The organism is Christiangramia aestuarii, from assembly GCF_009735585.1.
Taxonomy (GTDB): domain Bacteria; phylum Bacteroidota; class Bacteroidia; order Flavobacteriales; family Flavobacteriaceae; genus Christiangramia; species Christiangramia aestuarii.
The window spans coordinates 1-20,559 of the sequence record NZ_VJVW01000008.1 but is presented as its reverse complement, the minus strand read 5'-3'; the positions used below and the strand labels follow the sequence as shown (position 1 = coordinate 20,559).

14 protein-coding genes are annotated in these 20,559 nt (G+C 40.7%); 9 read left to right on the top strand and 5 right to left on the bottom strand.

What is annotated here, in order from left to right; all coding sequences use genetic code 11:
* Positions 1-22 precede the first annotated feature (22 nt).
* From FLP08_RS14955 to FLP08_RS14940, 4 genes are all read right to left on the bottom strand, one after another.
* Positions 23-685, bottom strand: a complete 663-nt coding sequence (locus tag FLP08_RS14955; RefSeq protein ID WP_156277923.1) for a hypothetical protein — start codon at positions 683-685, stop codon at positions 23-25.
* A gap of 50 nt (positions 686-735) precedes the next feature.
* Positions 736-2,649, bottom strand: a complete 1,914-nt coding sequence (gene acs, locus FLP08_RS14950) for an acetate--CoA ligase (RefSeq protein ID WP_156277921.1) — start codon at positions 2,647-2,649, stop codon at positions 736-738.
* A 161-nt stretch (positions 2,650-2,810) separates the two neighbouring features.
* Entirely contained in the window at positions 2,811-3,764 is a 954-nt protein-coding gene (locus FLP08_RS14945) for a phosphoribosylaminoimidazolesuccinocarboxamide synthase (RefSeq protein WP_156277919.1), read from the bottom strand.
* A 21-nt stretch (positions 3,765-3,785) separates the two neighbouring features.
* Entirely contained in the window at positions 3,786-4,739 is a 954-nt protein-coding gene (locus tag FLP08_RS14940; RefSeq protein WP_156277917.1) for a PhoH family protein, read from the bottom strand.
* A gap of 210 nt (positions 4,740-4,949) precedes the next feature.
* Here FLP08_RS14940 and FLP08_RS14935 point away from each other — a divergent pair, with 210 nt between their 5' ends.
* The 5 genes from FLP08_RS14935 (at position 4,950) to dnaN (ending at position 9,998) form a co-directional block, all read left to right on the top strand.
* Complete coding sequence (locus FLP08_RS14935; RefSeq protein ID WP_156277915.1) at positions 4,950-5,783, top strand: SAM hydrolase/SAM-dependent halogenase family protein; 834 nt, start codon at positions 4,950-4,952, stop codon at positions 5,781-5,783.
* Positions 5,784-6,080: a putative quinol monooxygenase gene (locus FLP08_RS14930; RefSeq protein WP_156277913.1), complete on the top strand. Its 297-nt coding sequence runs from the start codon at positions 5,784-5,786 to the stop codon at positions 6,078-6,080.
* A 191-nt stretch (positions 6,081-6,271) separates the two neighbouring features.
* Complete coding sequence (gene gldF, locus FLP08_RS14925) at positions 6,272-7,012, top strand: gliding motility-associated ABC transporter permease subunit GldF (protein ID WP_156277911.1); 741 nt, start codon at positions 6,272-6,274, stop codon at positions 7,010-7,012.
* Positions 7,009-8,679, top strand: coding sequence for a gliding motility-associated ABC transporter substrate-binding protein GldG (gene gldG, locus FLP08_RS14920; protein ID WP_156277909.1), 1,671 nt, complete (start codon positions 7,009-7,011; stop codon positions 8,677-8,679). The genes gldF and gldG overlap by 4 nt, the downstream gene beginning before the upstream one ends.
* A 200-nt stretch (positions 8,680-8,879) precedes the next feature.
* The gene (gene dnaN / locus FLP08_RS14915; RefSeq protein WP_156277907.1) at positions 8,880-9,998 is read left to right on the top strand and encodes a DNA polymerase III subunit beta; all 1,119 of its coding nucleotides are present in this window, start codon (positions 8,880-8,882) and stop codon (positions 9,996-9,998) included.
* A 191-nt stretch (positions 9,999-10,189) separates the two neighbouring features.
* On the opposite strand, the gene FLP08_RS14910 is transcribed toward dnaN, so the two are convergent.
* Positions 10,190-10,528, bottom strand: a complete 339-nt coding sequence (locus FLP08_RS14910) for a DUF4870 domain-containing protein (RefSeq protein ID WP_156277905.1) — start codon at positions 10,526-10,528, stop codon at positions 10,190-10,192.
* A gap of 106 nt (positions 10,529-10,634) precedes the next feature.
* Here FLP08_RS14910 and mnmE point away from each other — a divergent pair, with 106 nt between their 5' ends.
* The 4 genes from mnmE to FLP08_RS14890 all read left to right on the top strand — a co-directional run.
* Positions 10,635-12,059, top strand: coding sequence for a tRNA uridine-5-carboxymethylaminomethyl(34) synthesis GTPase MnmE (gene mnmE, locus FLP08_RS14905; protein ID WP_156277903.1), 1,425 nt, complete (start codon positions 10,635-10,637; stop codon positions 12,057-12,059).
* Positions 12,060-12,260: 201 nt separating this feature from the next.
* Positions 12,261-12,611: a DUF4113 domain-containing protein gene (locus tag FLP08_RS14900; RefSeq protein WP_341485023.1), complete on the top strand. Its 351-nt coding sequence runs from the start codon at positions 12,261-12,263 to the stop codon at positions 12,609-12,611.
* Positions 12,612-12,760: 149 nt separating this feature from the next.
* Complete coding sequence (locus FLP08_RS16540; RefSeq protein ID WP_156277900.1) at positions 12,761-13,453, top strand: response regulator transcription factor; 693 nt, start codon at positions 12,761-12,763, stop codon at positions 13,451-13,453.
* Between the two features lie 140 nt (positions 13,454-13,593).
* On the top strand, positions 13,594-20,559 hold a 6,966-nt coding region (locus tag FLP08_RS14890; RefSeq protein ID WP_156277899.1), incomplete at its 3' end, for a BspA family leucine-rich repeat surface protein.

Here is a 20,559-nt window from a genome sequence, read left to right as displayed (position 1 = left end):
TATTATTTGAAATTATCTATTCTTAAATGTTTTTCTCATAATATTCAAGAAGTTTAACTACATCGCCTTCTGTCTTTATTTTATTTTTATCGAAATAATCTTCCATCTTTTTCGAGCTGAAAAAATCTTCAAGGTCTCTTTCTTTTAGCCTAACTTCCTTGAATTCTCCACCATCTATTGAGATGTAATAGACCATATCTACTCCCAGATCTGCAGGTTTATCCTTTTCATAACCTGTTTTGGCAACCTGTGCCTCCGTAATATCAGCTACCGGGCGGGCTATGAATTTAGCCTTTTCCCCGTCGTAGAATCTTGCAAAGTAAGCTTCGATGTAACCATTGTCTGTTTTCAAATTGTCGATGAAATATGTATAATCACCCATTTTATATAAGATGTGAGTGAATTTTGGAAGCACGCTAGATTCATCATTTTTTTTCAGTCTAATTTCCACTACATCCTCAACTGCATTATACCTAAGAAATGCTGGCTGGGATTTATCCTTATTCATATCGTAAATAATCCCTCTTTTAAAATCTTTTTCAGCATAGGGTGACCCAGTATATTCTTTTGGAGTTTTATCTTTTGTATAAATCTGCATTCCGGTCATGCTCACATTTTCTGAAATCTGAGCATTCGAAACTAGAAAAGAAAGAAACAGGACTAAAAGTGTAAAATAATTTTTCATTAATATTTTTTAAAGTTTGTAATAGATTTGCAATTATTATACCGAAAATATCATTTATTCAATGATCCATTAATAATATCTTCCACGACTTCTGGATTTAAAAGGGTTGAAGTATCACCAAGATCTGAAGTATCATCAGATGCAATTTTTCTTAGGATCCTCCTCATGATCTTTCCGCTTCTTGTCTTCGGAAGGCCTTCCACGAACTGTATCTTATCGGGTTTGGCAATGGGTCCTATTTTATCTGCGATCTGCTGGTTGATCTCTTTTCTAAGGTTATCCTGATTTCTTGATTCACCGGCCTCCTTAAGGATCACAAATCCGTAAAGCGCATTCCCTTTTACTTCGTGAGGGAAACCAACTACCGCCGATTCTGCCACTGCAGGATGTTCGTTGATCGCATCCTCGATTGGGGCGGTTCCCAGATTATGTCCTGAAACGATGATAACATCATCTACCCTTCCGGTAATTCGGTAATAGCCAGTTTCGTCCCTTAATGCACCATCGCCTGTGAAATATTTATTTTCAAAAGCCGAGAAATAGGTATTCTTATACCTTTCATGATTCCCCCAGATCGTCCTGGCCATAGATGGCCACGGAAACTTTATACAAAGCCTCCCATCTACCTGGTTACCTTTAATTTCATTTCCCTGGTCATCCATCAAAACGGGCTGAATACCCGGGAAAGGTAAAGTAGCGAAGGTGGGCTTCGTTGGAGTCGCAAACGGGATTGGAGAGATCATGATTCCCCCGGTTTCTGTTTGCCACCAGGTATCCACGATAGGGCTTTTATTCTTACCAATATTATTATCATACCAGTGCCATGCCTCCTCATTGATAGGCTCACCAACTGTTCCAAGGACCTTAAGCGAAGAGAGGTCATACTTATCCACGAAATCCAGGTTTTTCTTCGCAAGGGCTCTGATGGCGGTGGGCGCGGTATAGAACTGATTTACCTTATGTTTTTCCACGATCTGCCAGAACCTGCCAAAGTCTGGGTAAGATGGCACACCCTCGAACATTACAGTGGTGGCACCATTTAATAAAGGCCCGTAAACTATATAAGAATGACCGGTGATCCAACCAATATCGGCAGTACACCAGTAAACATCATCATCCTGGTAGTTGAAAATATTCTTAAAGGTATAGGCTGAATAAACCATATAACCGGCGGTGGTATGCAGCATCCCTTTTGGCTTCCCGGTAGATCCCGAGGTATAAAGTATGAACAAAGGATCTTCGGCATCCATGGTTTCGGGGGCACAATCCTCTGATGCTTCCTCCATAAGAGGTTCAATCCATTTATCCCGGCCTTCTTTCATATTGATCTCCGCACCGGTCCTTTTTGCTACCAGTACGGTTTTAACATCCGGGCAATCTTCCAGGGCTTTATCAACGATTCCCTTTAGATCTATCTTTTTGTCGCCACGATAGGACCCATCTGAAGTGATCATCATTTTGCAATCGGCATCCAGAGTCCTAGTGGCCAGGGCTGATGCTGAAAAACCAGCAAAAACCACCGAGTGTATTGCTCCTATCCTAGCACAGGCCAGCACGGCATAAGCAAGCTCGGGGATCATGGGCAGATAAATACAGACCCTGTCTCCCTTCTGAATACCATTATCCTTAAGGATATTGGCAAATTTATTCACCTTTTTATGAAGTTCCCTGAAAGTTAAATGCAAGGCCTTATCCTCAGGATCATTAGGTTCCCAGATAATGGCCGTTTTATCCCCCTGGGCAATCAGGTGACGATCTATACAGTTTTCGGTAATATTAAGCTTGGCATTTTCGAACCATTTTACTTCAGGTTTAGTGAAATCCCAACTAAGTACATTATCCCATTTCTTGCGCCATACGAAATGCTCTTCGGCTACCTCCTGCCAGAAATTTTCAGGTTCTCTAACCGATTTTCTATACACCTGGAAATATTCTTCTAAATTCTTTATGTGATAATTACTCATGATTTAAGTTGGTTTAGTTCAAAATAAGAGAACCGGATGAACCGGTTCTGCTTTTAAAATTATTAAATCATAAGGAATCAAAAAAGCAAAGCAGAGTTAAAAGGCTCAAAATATTCCAAATCCCTCAGAATATTCATTGCTTTTTTGTTGAAAAAGAAATTTTAGTGATCCTTTAGATAGGATTCCACATTTGTTCGGATTCGATCTTCGATATTAGAAACATCGGCTTTTACAAATTTTTCCCCTGTAATATTCTCATATAATTCTATATACCTTTCAGAGACAGATTCGATATAATCATCACTCATTTCTGGAACCTGCTGACCTTCCAGCCCCTGAAATCCGTTTGAAATAAGCCATTGACGCACGAATTCCTTGGAAAGCTGCTTTTGAGCTTCTTTATTCTTTTGTCTTTCTTCGTAACCTTTTTTATAAAAATATCTTGATGAATCTGGAGTATGAATCTCATCGATCAAAACGATCTTTCCTCCGGGAGTTTTTCCAAATTCGTACTTGGTATCTACAAGGATCAAATCCTGCTTTGCCGCGATCTCGGTACCACGCTCGAAAAGTTCTCGCGTGTACTGTTCTAATTGAACATAATCCTCTTCAGAAACTATCCCTCTTTTAATTATATTTTCCTTGGAGATATCCTCGTCATGATCGCCGTGTTCGGCCTTGGTGGCCGGGGTAATTATTGGTTCGGGAAATTTGTCATTTTCCTTCAGACCTTCTGGCATGGCAACACCGCATAATTCTCTTTTTCCTGCCTTGTATTCCCTGGCAGCATGACCCGACATGTATCCACGAATAACCATTTCAACCTTGAACGGCTCACATTTTTTACCAATGGCCACATTAGGATCTGGAGTCGCTTCCAGCCAGTTAGGAACAATATCACTTGTTTTCTCCATCATTTTAGTGGCGATCTGATTCAGGATCTGCCCCTTATATGGAATTCCTTTTGGCATCACCACATCAAAAGCAGAAAGCCTGTCTGAAGCGATCATTACCAGTCGGTCATTCTCGAGTGAATAAACATCCCGAACTTTGCCTTTATATACAGATTGCTGACCGGGAAAATTAAAATTGGTCTTGGTTATTGTATTACTCATTTAGAGTCTAAACTTTTATAATTATTCGTTGTGTTCAATTTCTTTGTAGGCAGCAATGATCTTTTTTACCAGCCTGTGCCTGATCACATCCTTATCGTCAAGGTAAACCATCCCAACACCCTTTACATCCTTTAAAATAAGAAGGGCTTCTTTGAGTCCGGAGATCACCCTACGCGGCAGGTCGATCTGCCCGGGATCTCCAGTGATGATGAACTTGGCATTTTTTCCCATTCTGGTTAGGAACATCTTCATTTGCGCATGGGTGGTATTCTGGGCCTCATCCAGGATCACAAAAGCATTATCCAGGGTACGACCACGCATAAAAGCCAGTGGTGCGATCTGGATCACTCCCTTTTCTATAAAAATCTCCAGTTTTTCATGAGGGATCATATCTCTAAGGGCATCATAAAGTGGCTGCATATAAGGGTCAAGTTTTTCCTTCAGGTCTCCCGGCAGAAATCCAAGGTTCTCTCCCGCTTCTACGGCCGGCCTGGTAAGAATGATCCTTTTTACCTGCTTCTCTTTTAGGGCTTTTACCGCCAGGGCTACCCCGGTATAGGTTTTCCCGGTTCCGGCAGGACCAATCGCGAATACAAGGTCATTCTTTTTTGAAAGCTCTACCATCTTGCGCTGGTTCGCGGTCTGGGCTTTGATCACCTTTCCGCTAATCCCGTGCACTATGGTTTCACCACTCTCTTTTGAGGTCTGGTAATCTTCTTCACTCTCACTGGTAAGTACCCTTTCAATGGTATTCTCGTCCAGTTTATTGTATTTGCCAAAATGATCCATCAACATGGAGAATCTTTTATCGAATTCTTCCAGCATTTCCTCGTCACCAAACACACGTATCTTACTACCCCTGGCGACAATTTTTAATTTCGGAAAATACTTTTTTAAAAGTTCAATGTGTTCATTCTGCTGCCCGAAAAATTCTCGAGGGCTAATTTCTGAGAGTTCAATAAGAAGTTCGTTCAAAAGCTGTAGTTTTTAAGATGAAGCATTGTAGATTTTTCAGGTCATAATTATTTGTCCTTCGTATTTCAATATCCTAATTTTGAAACCGAATTATTGGTATTTTTTGCCTTGCGGCCTGAGCGAATCACTAAAATTAAAATTATATTCGCCTTCTATACAAACTTAAGGAAAATAACCAGTCTCAGATTAAAAAAATATTAACAATCGCCTATGGCAATCATTACTTTAACGACCGATTTCGGGGAGAAAGATTATTTCGCTGGTGCGGTTAAAGGAGCTATATATAGCGAATTAAGTGATGTTAGGATTGTTGATATTTCTCATTCGGTTTCACCTTTCCATATTAGCGAGGCGGCCTATATCATTAAGAACGCCTACAAGAGCTTTCCCAAGGGTAGTATCCATATCATTGGCATAGATTCTGAACTTACCCCCGAGAACAAGCACCTGGCAGTTAAACTTGATGAACATTATTTTATTTGCGCCAATAATGGCATACTTTCATTGCTTGCTTCAGAAATACGGCCGGAGAAGATCGTCGAGATCAATATCCATGATAAGATACAGACCAATTTCCCGGTTCTGGATGTTTTCGTGAAGGTAGCCTGCCATATTGCCCGCGGCGGAACGCTTGAAGTCATAGGGAAAAGCGTTAGGGAAATCAAATACCTAAAGCAATTTGAGCCCATCATTAATTCTGAAAAGAACCAGATCCTGGGCCACGTGATCTATGTTGATAACTACGGAAATGTGATCACCAATATTTCCAGGAAACTTTTCGAAAACGTCGGGAAAGGCCGTGACTTCAAAATAAGTGCGCGAACGGTGAATTTCAGCACCATTTATGAAACCTACAGCCATGCCATCAATTTTGATGTTGAAAAAGATAAAAGAAAAGAGGAAGATGGTAAGAAACTGGCGGTTTTCAACTCTGCCGGATACGTAGAGCTGGCCATGTATAAAAGTAATCCTAATACGGTGGGAAGTGCAGCAAGCCTTTTCGGCCTGGAATACCTCGATACTGTAACTGTAAATTTTGAATAGATGTTTGTAAGAATAGTGAAAATGGGATTTCAACCTGATAAAATCGATGAGTTCCTGGCCAATTTTGAAGAGAACAAAGCCAAAATTAGAGGTTTTGAAGGCTGTGAGTTTTTAGAACTCTATCGGGGTAAGGACAATACGAACCAGTTTTTCACGTATTCTTACTGGAAGGATGAAGCTGCTTTGGAGAACTATAGAGATTCTGAACTCTTTAAAAAGGTATGGGAGAATACAAAAGTGTTTTTCAACGAGAAACCTGAAGCCTGGAGTGTGGATAAAGTGGTTAGTTTGGAGTAGAGAGTATTGAATACTAAGTATAGAGAATAGTGGAAAGTGAAGAATGGAAAGTGAGAAGGGTCACATTGAGCGCAGTCGAAATGTGGATTAAAAAGTATAGATTTCTCCCTACGCTTGGAATGACATTGAACTAAAATAAAACGGACAACACTTAACACAAAACTTAAAACGGATAATTGATAATTGAAAGAATGCTTGCAATACTGAATAAAGAAATACAATCCTTTTTCTCGTCGCTTACGGGCTACCTGGTGATTGGTCTATTCCTTATAGCCTGCGGATCTTTTCTTTTCATTTTTTCTGGGGGATATAACATTCTGGACAGTGGCTTTGCAGACCTGAAGCCATTTTTCAGCATTGCGCCCTGGATTTTCCTTTTCCTCATTCCGGCGATCACCATGAAAAGCTTTTCCGATGAAAAAAGGATGGGCACCATGGAGATACTGCTTACAAAACCAATTGGCCTCTGGAAACTTATCACGGGCAAATACCTGGGAGTGGTGGTCCTGGTTATCTTGGCGATCATTCCTTCTCTGCTGTATGTTCTAACTATAAATCAGCTTGGCAGGCCGGTGGGAAATTTTGACCTTGGCGCAACCGTAGGCTCCTATATAGGCCTTATATTTCTGGGAGGATGTTATGCTTCAATTGGTATTTTCGCCTCCAGTCTTTCTTCAAACCAGATCGTATCTTTTCTTCTGGCGGTATTTTTATGTTTCCTAAGTTACTATGCCTTCGAAGCCCTTAGCCAGACTAACATTTTTGGCAACTCTGGCTATATCCTGGAATCTTTCGGCATTAGTTTTCATTATAAAAGCATCAGCCGAGGAGTGGTGGATACCAGGGATATCATTTACTTTCTGAGTTTGATCTTCCTCTTCCTTAAACTTACCGAGATCAATCTTAGTGGAACAAAGAAAAGAGCCCAATGAAGAAGCCGAACAAAATAAAGTCACTTCTTATTTTACTGGTTATTCTGATAACCCTGAACTTTCTGGCTTCAGAAGTATACCTTAGATTCGACCTTACCCAGGACCAGCGTTACAGCCTCTCCCCTGCCGCCAGGAAGATTGTCGAGGATGTAGAACAACCGATGATCTTTGATGTTTTCCTGGTAGGAAGTTTCCCTTCAGAATTTAGAAGACTGAGGAATGAAACCCGGCAGATGCTGGAAGAATTTTCAGCCTATAACCGGAATATCAAGGTGAACTTCGTGGATCCGCTGGAACAGGGAGGTGATGCGAACGCAGTTGCTGAAGAATTCTATAAAATGGGCATGACCCCGGCCAGGCTTAATGTCCAGGAGAACGGGAAGAGCAGCGAAAGCATAATTTTCCCCTGGGCGATCGCTAATTACGGGGATAAGACCGTGAAGATCCCGTTGCTGAAGAACCAGATTGGCGCTACCGATGAAGAACGCGTAAACGGCTCGGTGCAGCAACTGGAATATGTGCTGGCCGATGGTTTAAGCAAGTTAATTTATCCGCGAGAGAAAAAGATCGCGGTAATGCGTGGTAATGGTGAATTGCCAGATGCCCAGATCGCAGATTTCATCAGGACTATCCAGGAGTATTATTATATGGCGCCCTTCACCCTGGATTCAGCAGCAAGCAATCCGAACAAAACACTGGAAGATCTTAAGGAATATGACCTGATCCTGGAACCAAAGCCTACCCAGGCATATTCGGAAAAAGAAAAATACGTGCTGGATCAGTATCTACTGAATGGGGGAAAAATGCTTTGGCTGGTTGAGAAGACCAATATGGAAACCGACAGCCTTTTTAATGAACAAGGCACTGCCATCGCCCTGCCAAGGGATCTTAACCTGGGAGACTACTTTTTCTCCTACGGGGTTCGCATAAATCCTGAGATCGTGAACGACCTCTACTCGGCCCCGATCATCCTGGCCAGCGGCAGCGGGAATAATACCAGGTTCAATCCATATCCATGGTTCTATAGCCCACTAACCAGTTCGCCGAACGACCATCCCATCATTAATAATATCGAGGCGGTAAAGTTCGAGTATGCTAACCCAATGGACACCCTGGCCAATAATATCGATAAAACCATCCTGCTTAGCAGTTCCCCAAAAACAAAACTGGAAGGAGTTCCGGCGCAAATCAGCCTGGATATGGTTGGCCAGAAACCAGATCTTAGCACCTACAATGCCGGGGAGCAGCCTCTGGCAGTTCTGCTGGAAGGAAAATTCAAATCTGTATATAAAAACCGGGTAAAACCATTTGACTATGCGAAGCATAAAGACCAGGGAACAGATTCGAAAATGCTGGTCATTTCAGATGGAGATGTAATCAGGAACGATATTCAGGGAGGCAAGCCACTGGAGCTTGGATTTCAGCGATATACCGGGAACACCTATGGCAATAAGGAATTCTTATTAAATGCCGTGAATTACCTTTTAGACGACACCGGTTTAATAGACATCCGCTCCAAGGAGATCAACCTGGCTTTCCTGGATAAGGAAAAAACTTCAGCGCAAAGGCAATTATGGCAAATAATCAATCTGGCCGGCCCTTTAATCTTATTATTGCTCTTCGGCACTGCCTTTAAATTCTATAGAAAACGGAAATATATAAAGTAATGCTTCCGAAGAATTCCTGAGAATACCAGAAAAGCACATATTAACAATTTCAGGCAAATATAAATTTACAAGCCTTTATATTACTGGCGTTTACCTCATTTTAAGCATACAAGTCTGTTAATAAAAACTAGGTGGATAAGCCTGTATTTTTCACTTATTAAAATATATTTGTAATGATTAAAATAAATCAATAAAAGCCGATGAAATTTATTGTATCCAGCAATTACCTGCTGAAACAGCTACAAATACTTGGAGGGGTAATCAATAACAGTAACACCTTACCGATTTTAGACAATTTCCTTTTCGATCTTAATAACGATGAACTTACCGTTTCTGCATCAGACCTGGAAACAACCATGTCTGCAAAACTGAAAGTGGAATCTGATTCTGAAGGAAAAATCGCCGTACCGGCAAAGTTACTTCTTGATACCTTGAAGACCTTTCCGGAACAGCCACTAACCTTTGTAGTTGAAGACAATAATACCATAGAACTTAGTTCAAACCACGGTAAATATGCATTGGCTTATGCCGATGGCGAGGAGTTCCCTAACCCTGTTGAGCTTGAGGATCCTAGCAGTACGGTGGTTGAGGCCGATATCCTTGCTTCTGCCATTTCCAAGACGATCTTTGCTTCAGGTAACGACGATCTTAGACCGGTGATGAGCGGAGTTTTCTTCCAGTTCACTGAGAACGGACTAACTTTTGTTGCCACAGATGCACACAAACTTGTAAAATATTCAAGAGAAGACATTAAAGCGAACCAGGCTGCAGAATTCATCATGCCTAAGAAACCTTTGAACCTTTTAAAGGGTATTCTTGCCGGAAGTGAATCTGAAGTACTTATTGAATACAACGAGTCTAACGCGAAGTTCACTTTTGATGAAACTCAACTTATCTGTAGGCTGATCGACGGGAAGTATCCAAATTACGAGGCGGTAATTCCGAAAGAAAATCCTAATAAACTCACCATTGAAAGAAACCAGTTCTTGAGTTCTGTAAGAAGGGTTTCTATTTTCTCAAATAAAACCACGCACCAGGTTAGATTAAAGATCGCTGGGGCCGAGCTTAATATTTCTGCAGAAGATGTGGATTACAGCAACAAGGCCGAGGAGCGTTTAACCTGTTCTTACCAGGGTGACGATATGCAGATAGGCTTCAACTCGAGATTTCTAATCGAGATGCTGGGTAACCTAACTGCCGATGAAGTTATGCTTGAAATGAGCTTACCTAACAGGGCGGGAATCCTAACTCCGGTTGACGGGCTGGATCCTGGTGAAAAGATCACCATGCTGGTTATGCCGGTAATGCTGAATAACTAGTCGACTAAATCACAGCAAAAATAAAAAAGCCCGTTCATTAATTTGAACGGGCTTTTTCTTATTAACTGAAAAACCAACTTTAATTATGATTCGTCAAGCTTCCCCTAGGCTTCGGGAATTTCAGCTTCTATTACTTAAACCTTTTAAGATGAACTCCTGAAATAAACTCAGGATGACATTGTTCAATTTTCTTATTTCAGAAATTCTATGGTCAATGGATAGTACGGCATCTCGCCATTACTCACCTTCAAGGCATTCATAATCGGCAAAATAAGAGCTATCAGGCCAATGATGATAAGGCCCAGGATCCCCAGGCCAAAAAGCAGGATCAATGGGATGCAAAATATAGAATAGATGAAAAGGCTTATTTGAAAATTCAGGATCATTTTCCCGTGCATGTCCATTCCGGCAACTTTGTCTTTTTGCGTTAGCCAAAGCACCAGGGGCACGATGAATCCCCCTACCCCGGTTACAAGGTCCAGTAGCTGGCTAAGGTGGGTGATCACTAACATTTGGTTATCTTCTCTCATGCTTGAAATTTTGATGGTTATTGATGGTCTCTATATAAAAGACGAGCAAAACCGAGCTTTGTTACAGAATTAGGTGCGGCACAGATTTCTTTTATAAATTTGCCTCATGAAATTGAATGATACTATTGTTGCCCTTGCTACCCCATCGGGCGCCGGAGCTATTGCCGTGATCAGGGTTTCTGGCCCGGATGCGCTGAAGATCGTTGCCCCGCTTTTCAAGGCAAAAAGTAAAAAGCCGCTCGAAGATCAACCTACACATACCATTCATCTTGGGAATGTGATGGATGGAGAACGTACCATAGACGAGGTGCTGGCTTCAGTTTTCCGCGCGCCGAAATCATATACCGGTGAGGAAACTGTAGAATTATCCTGTCACGGCAGCCCTTACATACAACAGGAGATCATTCAATTATTAATAAGGAGAGGTTGCCGTTCTGCGGAAGCCGGGGAATTTACCCTGCGGGCCTTCCTGAATGCAAAAATGGATCTTAGCCAGGCTGAAGCCGTAGCCGATCTTATCAATTCTGAAAATGCCGCTTCCCACCAGATGGCCATGCAACAAATGCGTGGTGGTTTCTCGAATGAAATCCAGAAATTACGAGAAGAGCTATTGAATTTCGCTTCCCTTATTGAACTGGAACTGGATTTTGCTGAAGAAGATGTGGAATTCGCCAATAGGGACCAGTTCAGGGATCTTGTCTCCAGGATTCAGACCGTTCTCAAAAGACTGATCGATTCTTTTGCCACCGGTAATGTGCTGAAAAATGGGATTCCCGTGGCCATTGTCGGAGAACCAAACGTGGGAAAATCTACTTTACTAAACGCCTTATTAAACGAGGAAAGAGCCATTGTCTCAGACATTGCCGGAACGACAAGGGATACCATCGAGGATGAAATGAGCATAGGGGGAGTTGGGTTCAGGTTTATTGATACCGCAGGAATTCGTGAAACTAAAGATGTGGTAGAAAGCATCGGCATCAAAAAGACCTTTGAAAAGATAAGTCAGGCGCAGGTGGTGGTTTACCTGGTTGACAGCTCCCAGATCGCAGTAAACAGAGAAAGACTGCAGGAAGTTCGTGTTGAGATTGAAAAGATCAAGAACAAATTTCCGCAAAAACCATTATTGATCATCGCCAATAAAACCGACAGGCTAGCCGATGAAGAAGTTGAAAACCTAAAGGCTAAACTTGAGGATATTTCCAGTCATGCGGAAAGAGCCGAATTTTTGCTATTATCAGCAAAAACCAATCTTGGTGTCGAAGAATTAAAAGACAGATTACTGGAGTTCGTTAATACCGGTGCACTGCGCAATAGTGATACAATAGTAACCAATTCAAGGCACTATGCGGCACTTTTAAAGGCACTGGAGGAGATCAACAAGGTAGAAGACGGTTTAAACGCAGATCTATCAGGAGACCTGCTGGCAATTGATATACGCCAGGCGCTGCATCATTTTGGAGAGATCACCGGGGAAATAACTAATGATGATCTTTTAGGGAATATTTTTGCGAATTTTTGTATTGGGAAATAATTCAAATTAGAAAAAATTTAGATACTTCAATTAACCCCTATTTACAGGGATTTACTTTTTTAGGATTTGGTTGATTGGTAAATTTTAGTCTATTTCTGATTAGAATTTGTACCTCGATTGTACCTCAATTAATCATAAAAATAAAAATAGTAATAAGGGAGAGATTCTGACACTTAATTACCCTTAGGCTATCGAGCAAGTATATCTGTACATACCCCATGTCCAACTAATTCTAGTATTACGCTTGTAAAAACAGCCTTAACCGGTCTGGATATGATCTATAAAGAAGGTTATCAATATAAGAAGGCCGGAATCATTGCCATGAAACTTACCCCGGCAACACAAAAACAGTTCAAATTATTCTCAGAAGAAAACCCAAAGCATGAACAATTGATGAAAGTGGTAGATCAACTAAACTTTCGGGAAAATGGCAAAGTTAAGTTTGGCGGTCAAGACCTTGGCCGTACCTGGAAAATTAAGCAGGAGAGATTATCTAATAGATTTAGCACAAGATTCAATGAGTTAATTACTGTAAAAAATGAAAGTATTTAAATAAGAACTTAATTCTTCCGATTTGATTTGTAATTTTTAAGGAAAAGCGTTTTAAAATTAAGGGCTATCCCCTATTGGATATATTTTAAAAAATTAAGTTTTTGGATAAAATTCCCTACGACTTTTAAACTAACCAACAAATTGAAGTAATGACTTCAAATTCTAAGACTAAGGGAATACAGTATTTAGATGATATTAAAAAACTTCTTAAAGAGGGAACCATTAATTTAGATGATCTTTCCAATTTGGTTCCTGGAATTCTCCACATAAATAAAATAGAGGATCTTTCCTTTAGATATTTATCCAAACCCGGTCAAAATATTATTGGCTACACTATTGAACAATTAAGAGAAAATAGCCTGGCTATTTTTAAAAAACACCAGAGCGAATTTACTCTGCAAATTACCCACCCTAAAGTGATAGACGAATTCAAGGACTGTAATCACGATAAGGTTTTGCTTTTTTATCAAGACTGGAAAAATGGCAAGGAACCTCCCTATTTTTTTCTAACTATTACCAAGATTTTTGATGAGGAAAATCTTTTATCCGTTAGCTTTTTTCCTGAAAAAGTAGAGAATTTAACCAAAGGAATAAACCAAATTTTTGGAATAAATCGAATCTTTTTAAAATACTACAAAGCTTATAATAGCCTCACTAAAAGGGAAAAGCAAATTTTGGACCTTCTAGGTAAAGAAAAGATCAGAGGTGAAATAGCCGCGAGCCTGTTTATTACAGAAGCAACCGTTAAGAAGCATTGTGAGAATATTTACCGAAAACTAGGTACACATAAAAGAACTGAATTGGAGAAAATTGCGGTTTCCTTTTTCTCTTGGGAAAATTAGGCCGAACGGCTTATTGTATGCTATTCTTTTTCCCAGTAGCTTTAAAATTAATTGTTTTCCCTACTCATTCCCCACAATAATATCCAAATCTTCTCCCTTTATAGAAATTCATGACTAACGTGCTTTAAATCTGTTTTGTCATGAAAAAAATTACATTCCTATTACTTTTTTTACTTATTTCAATTTTAAGTCGAGCTCAGTCTCCCAGCGAATGTGTAGCTCCAATGGATCTCAATACATGGGAGCAGAAGGGTGATTTAAATTACGGAAATTGGAGTATATCTTCAGATGGAAGTTCTTTAACACAATCTATTAATGGAGCTCCTACATTTTTTGTCACACCGGATGACTATATTAATACGACTGTTGAAGGCGAATTTGGAGTCCAGACCAGTAATGATGATGATTTTATTGGGTTTGTCTTGGGCTATCAATCACCTGATAATTCTACTCCTAATAATTTATATGATTTTATATTATTTGACTGGAAGCAGCAAAATCAAAACTACGAATGCTATGCTTCCGCTGAAATGCGATTAAGAAGAATTTCGGGAGTCCCATCATCTTCTACCCAAACTGGTGTCTTTTGGTGTTCTTCAGATCCAATAACAACAGTATTGGCAACCAATAATTCTTTAGGAGGTTGGCAGGATTACACTTATTATAGTTTCAAGGCAGAGTATACTGAAACCAATATTAAGATCTGGATTAACGACATTCTTGTGTTTAATGTGGATGGACAATTTTCGAGCGGGAAATTTGGATTCTATAATTACTCCCAGGCTCAATCCGTGTATAGAAATTTTGTGGTTCCTTTTAAAACTTTCATTGAGAAAACCGATAGTAGTTGTCCCAATTTAGCTGAAGGAACAGCTGAAGCAATTCCTTCTACAATAGATCTAGGGCCTTATACTTACCATTGGAGCAATGGGGCTACAACAAAAGTGGTCTCAGATTTAGTTCCGGGCACCTATACCGTTAATGTCTATGCAGAAAACGGCTGTCAATCAAGCAATTCGGTTACCATTGACTCTCCTCCAGACACTACACCTCCTCAAGCTGTGACCAAAGATATCACAGTAGAGTTAGACGAATTTGGAAATGCTACTATTACACCAGCGGACATTGATGATGGATCCGCTGATGACTGTGGGATTGAAACAAAGAGTCTTTCTAAAAGCAATTTCACTACAGCAGATCTTGGCTCGAATACAGTTACCTTAACCGTAACAGATTACGACGGTAATTCCCATTCAGAAACGGCCACCGTCACCGTAGTTATTGTTGATACCACCTCCTTCATCACCACCTGGAAAACAGATAATCCTGGTTCTTCCTGTAATTCATGTATAACAATTCCTACAACAGGTACTGGATACAATTACGATGTTGATTGGAACGATGATGGCATTTTTGATGAAACAGGCATAGCAGGGAATGTCACACATGACTTTGGAACTCCCGGCATATATACTATACGCATAAGAGGAGATTTTCCTCACATTTTTTTTAATAGCTCCTTAGGGGGAAAAGATGCTCTTAAAATTCTTTCTGTTCTTCAATGGGGCGATATTTCCTGGCAATCAATGGACAGGGCTTTTTGGGGGTGTAAAAACCTCGTAATTAGTGCTAACGATATTCCAGATCTTTCAAATGCTACCAAAATGAATTTTGCTTTAGCTGAAATAGAGTCAATAAATGCAATAATTGGAAACTGGGATGTTAGCAATGTAAAAGAAATGGTGGGCCTATTCTATAATTCCTCCTTCAATCATAACATAAATAATTGGGATGTCAGTAATGTTATAAATATGACAGCAATGTTTAGATATGCAACTTCATTTAATCAACCTCTTGACCAGTGGAATGTTGGAAATGTTGAAACAATGAGTCAAATGTTTGATAATGCTACTGCTTTTAATCAAGAGATTGGGAATTGGGATGTAAGGAAAGTCACAAGCATGTGGCGAATGTTTTTGGGAGCCACTAATTTTAATCAAGATATCGGAAATTGGGATGTTAGCAATGTTACTAATATGGGGAACGTATTCGAAAACGCAAATTCTTTTAATCAAGATATTTCCCAATGGAATGTCGGGCAAGTAACCAATATGTATTTCATGTTTAAAAATGCCCCTCTTTTCAATCAAAATATAGGAAAGTGGGATGTGAGCAAGGTGACAAATATGTATTCGATGTTCCATAGTGCCACTTCTTTTAATCAAGATATTGGAAATTGGGATGTTAGCCAAGTAACAAGTATGGGATCAATGTTTTACCAAGCAAGTTCATTTAATCAAGATCTAGGGAATTGGGATATTAGTCAAGTAACGGGTATGCCCTTTATGTTTTACGATGTCACTCTTTCAACTGAAAATTATGACAATCTCTTAATCGGCTGGAGCAGCCAAAATTTACAAACTAATGTCAATTTTCACGGTGGGAATAGTCAGCACTGTGCAGGTGCTACAGCGAGACAGCAAATGATAGATGATTTCGGCTGGACAATTACTGATGCCGGACCTGCCGGAGATCTGTTGACATTAGACCAGGAAATCTTGCCTGATATCAATGAATCCTGTGAAGTTTTTTCTATTCCCTCACCAACAGCTACAGATTGTTCTGGACAGATAATTACCGCAAGTACTACAACAGAATTTCCAATTACAACTCAAGGAGAAACAATAGTCACCTGGTTTTTTGATGATGGTATTGGAAATACTGTAGAGCAGCAGCAAACAGTTATAATTGCCGATCTGGCACCTCCCACTATTACTTGTGAACCTATAATTGTAGAAACCGATGAAGGACAATGCGAAGCAAATATTGTTGTTCCGTCTCCAGCGGTAAGTGATAATTGCAATTTAAGTTCTACCGCCCTGGATTTCGATGGTCTAAATGACTACGTGGAAATTCAAAATTTTCCTTTTTTACAGGACTTTACCATAGAAGCCTGGGTAAATCCTGTTTATATTCCCAACGAAGGTTATCGATCTATTGTTAGTAAGGGCGCTGTGTTTGATGCGAACACAAATTTTGATTTTGGAATCAGAAGAAACTTTAGAAATGGGAATTATTTTGTTTATCTCTACTTCCAGGGTGGAGCTACAATTAACGGTATTGCCTTAGAAATTGATAATACTTCAAATACCTGGACTCATCTTGCAGGAAGTTTCGATGGCACAACCAAGACGTTGAAACTTTACCAGGACGGAAAACTTTTGGGTTCGAATGTTTCTACTACGACACCTACAGACGGTGGTCACAATCTGCGTATTGGGCATCCTGCAACAATCGATGGACAAGATGAACCTTATACTGGAAAAATAGATGAAGTACGAATTTGGAATTACGCGTTAACAGACGAGGAAGTACTAAGTACTCACAACAAGGTACTGGCTGGTTCTGAACCTGGGCTCCAGGCCTATTATAATTTTGAGGACGGGCCGGGTAGTAATACTCTGACTGATCAATCAAATAATCAAAAAAACGGCAGCCTTGTCAACATGGATCCTTCAACAGATTGGATACCGAGTGGTGCTGAAATATCAACCATTAGCCTTACGAATAATATTACAAATACCGCAGAAGCCTCTGGGATCTATCCAGTGGGTGACACTGAAATAATTTGGACAGCTATTGATGCTAATGGGAATGAATCTACCTGCACTCAAACTATTACTGTGGAGGACAATGAATCTCCTCTGACTCATGTCCAAGATGTTTATTTGAAGCTGGATGAAAATGGACAAGCTACCCTTACAGCTGATCAGGTGAATGATAACAGCACAGATAATTGTGGTATACAAACCATTTCTATTGACAAAAACAGTTTCACTTGTGATGACATTTCTTCAAATGGAGAAACTACATATTCAGTAAAATTTAACGGTTCATCCGATTACATCCAAATTGGGAATAACAGCAACTTAAATGTAAGTTCTGAAATCACCCTTCAGGCATGGGCTTTTCCAACTGCGGATCAAAACGGTATAATTATAAACAAAGAAGGTGAATATGAAATGGCAAGGTTTCCAGATGGTCAATTGAAATATGCCCTTGGTGAAACCAATGCCATATGGCAATGGGTAGATACCGGGGTCTTTCTGCCGTTGAATGAATGGTCACATGTCACCCTTACTTATGATGGCGCCGTAGTAAATATCTATAAAAACGGTAGCCTACAAAGTTCCATTAATCGAACTGGACCCATTGGAGATTCTGAAACTTTTCAAAATGACTTACGAATTGGAGGACGCCAGGGGTTTTCACAATATTTTCATGGCAATCTTACGGGTGTATCAGTTTGGAATATTGCATTGGATAACTCCATGATCACCAATAATTACAACCAGCAATTAGAAGGTAGTGAGGCTGGTTTAATTGGCTATTGGCCTATGAATGAAGGTTCCGGAGGGCAGGTTATTGACAACTCTCCAAATAATAACAATGGAACCTTAATGAATCAGGCTACCTGGAGTCAAAATTCCCCTATATCCGGTAATAGTGCTAATCAGGTTCGACTAAGTGTAACTGATATACACGGTAATACTTCCACTACAATAGCTAATGTCATTGTTGAAGATAAGCTTCCACCTACAGTTGTAACCCAGGATATCGATGTTTATCTCGATGCTAACGGGCAGGCCAGTATCACTACTGCGGATATCGATAACAATTCAACCGATAATTGCGGTATTGCCAGTTACTCATTGGATATCGACTCTTTTGATTGTAATGATATTGCCAGTAATGCGGTGGTGGTTACTCTGACCGTTACCGATGTCAATGGCAACAGCGGTTCTGCAACGGCGAATGTCACCGTCCATGATAATGTGGCTCCTACCGTCTTAACTCAGGATATCGATGTTTACCTCGATGCTAATGGACAGGCCACTATCACTCCGGCGGAGATCGACAATAATTCTTCCGACAATTGTAGAATTCAAAGCTATGCCCTGGATATTGACTCTTTTGATTGTAATGATATTGCCCCCTATCCAGTCGTGGTGACTCTGACCGTTACCGATGTCAATGGCAATAGTGATGCAGCAACGGCCAATGTTACCGTCTATGATAAAGTACCTCCTACCGTATTAACCCAGGATATCGATGTGTACCTCGATGCTAATGGACAGGCCACTATTACTCCGGCGGAGATCGACAATAATTCTTCCGACAATTGTGGAATTGCCAGTTACTCATTGGATATTGACTTTTTTGGTTGTAATGATATTGCCAGTAATCCGGTCGTGGTCACTCTTACCGTTACCGATGTCAATGGCAATAGTGATTTCGCAACGGCTAATGTTACCGTCCATGATAATGTAGCTCCTACCGTATTAACTCAGGATATCGATGTCTACCTCGATTCCAATGGACAAGCCAGTATCACTCCGGCCAATATTAACAATAACTCTTCCGATAATTGTGGTATACAAAACTATGCCCTGGATATTGACTCTTTTGATTGTAATGATATTGCCAGCAATCCGGTGGTGGTAACTCTGACCGCTACCGATGTCAATGGCAACAGCGATTCCGCGACGGCGAATGTTACTGTCCATGATAATGTTGCTCCGACCGTATTAACTCAGGATATCGATGTTTACCTCGATGCCAATGGACAAGCCAGTATCACTCCGGCCGATATTGACAATAACTCTTCCGATAATTGTGGTATTCAAAGCTATGCCCTGGATATTGATAGTTTCTCCTGCACCGATATTGGCAGCAATCCAGTTGTAGTGACACTGACTATTACCGATGTCAACGGCAACAGCGATACCGCAACGGCGAATATTACCGTCCACGACAATGTAGCTCCTATCGTATTAACCCAGGATATTGATGTCTACCTCGAGGCCAATGGACGAGCCACTATCATCCCGGGTGAGATTGACAATAATTCTTCTGATAACTGTGGTATTCAAAGCTATGTCCTGGATATTGACTCTTTTGATTGTAATGATATTGCCAGCAATCCAGTCGTAGTGACTCTGACCGTTACCGATGTCAATGGCAACAGCGATTCCGCAACGGCGAATGTTACTGTCCATGATAATGTAGCTCCTACCGTATTAACCCAGGATATCGATGTCTACCTCGATTCTAATGGACAGGCCACTATCACTCCGGCAGAGATCGACAATAATTCTTCCGACAATTGTGGAATTGCCGATTATGCGCTGGATATCGATGCTTTTGATTGTATTGATATTGCCAGCAATCCAGTCGTAGTAACGCTGACCGTTACCGATGTCAACGGCAATAGTGATTTTGCAACGGCGAATGTTACCGTCCATGATAATGTAGCTCCTATCGTATTAACCCAGGATATCGATGCCTACCTCGATGCCAATGGACAGGCCAGTATCACCCCGGCGGAGATCGACAATAATTCTTCTGATAACTGTGGTATTCAAAGCTATCTCCTGGATATTGACTCTTTTGATTGTAATGATATTGCCAGCAATCCGGTGGTGGTTACTCTGACCGTTACCGATTTCAATGGCAATAGTGATTTCGCAACGGCGAATGTCACCGTCCATGATAATGTAGCTCCTACTGTCTTAACTCAGGATATCGATGTCTACCTCGATGCCAATGGACAAGCCAGCATCACCCCGGCCGATATTGACAACAATTCTTCTGACAATTGTGGAATTGCCAGTTACTCATTGGATATTGACTCTTTTGGTTGTAATGATATTGCCACCAATCCAGTCGTGGTCACTCTTTCCGTTACCGATGTCAACGGTAATAGTGATGCAGCAACGGCGAATGTCACCGTCCATGATAATGTAGCTCCTACCGTATTAACCCAGGATATCGATGTCTACCTCGATGCTAATGGACAGGCCACTATCACTCCGGCGGAGATCGACAATAATTCTTCCGACAATTGTGGAATTCAAAGCTATGCCCTGGATATTGACTCTTTTGATTGTAATGATATTGCCCCCTATCCAATCGTGGTGACTCTGACCGTTACCGATGTCAATGGCAATAGTGATGCAGCAACGGCCAATGTTACCGTCTATGATAAAGTACCTCCTACCGTATTAACCCAGGATATCGATGTGTACCTCGATGCTAATGGACAG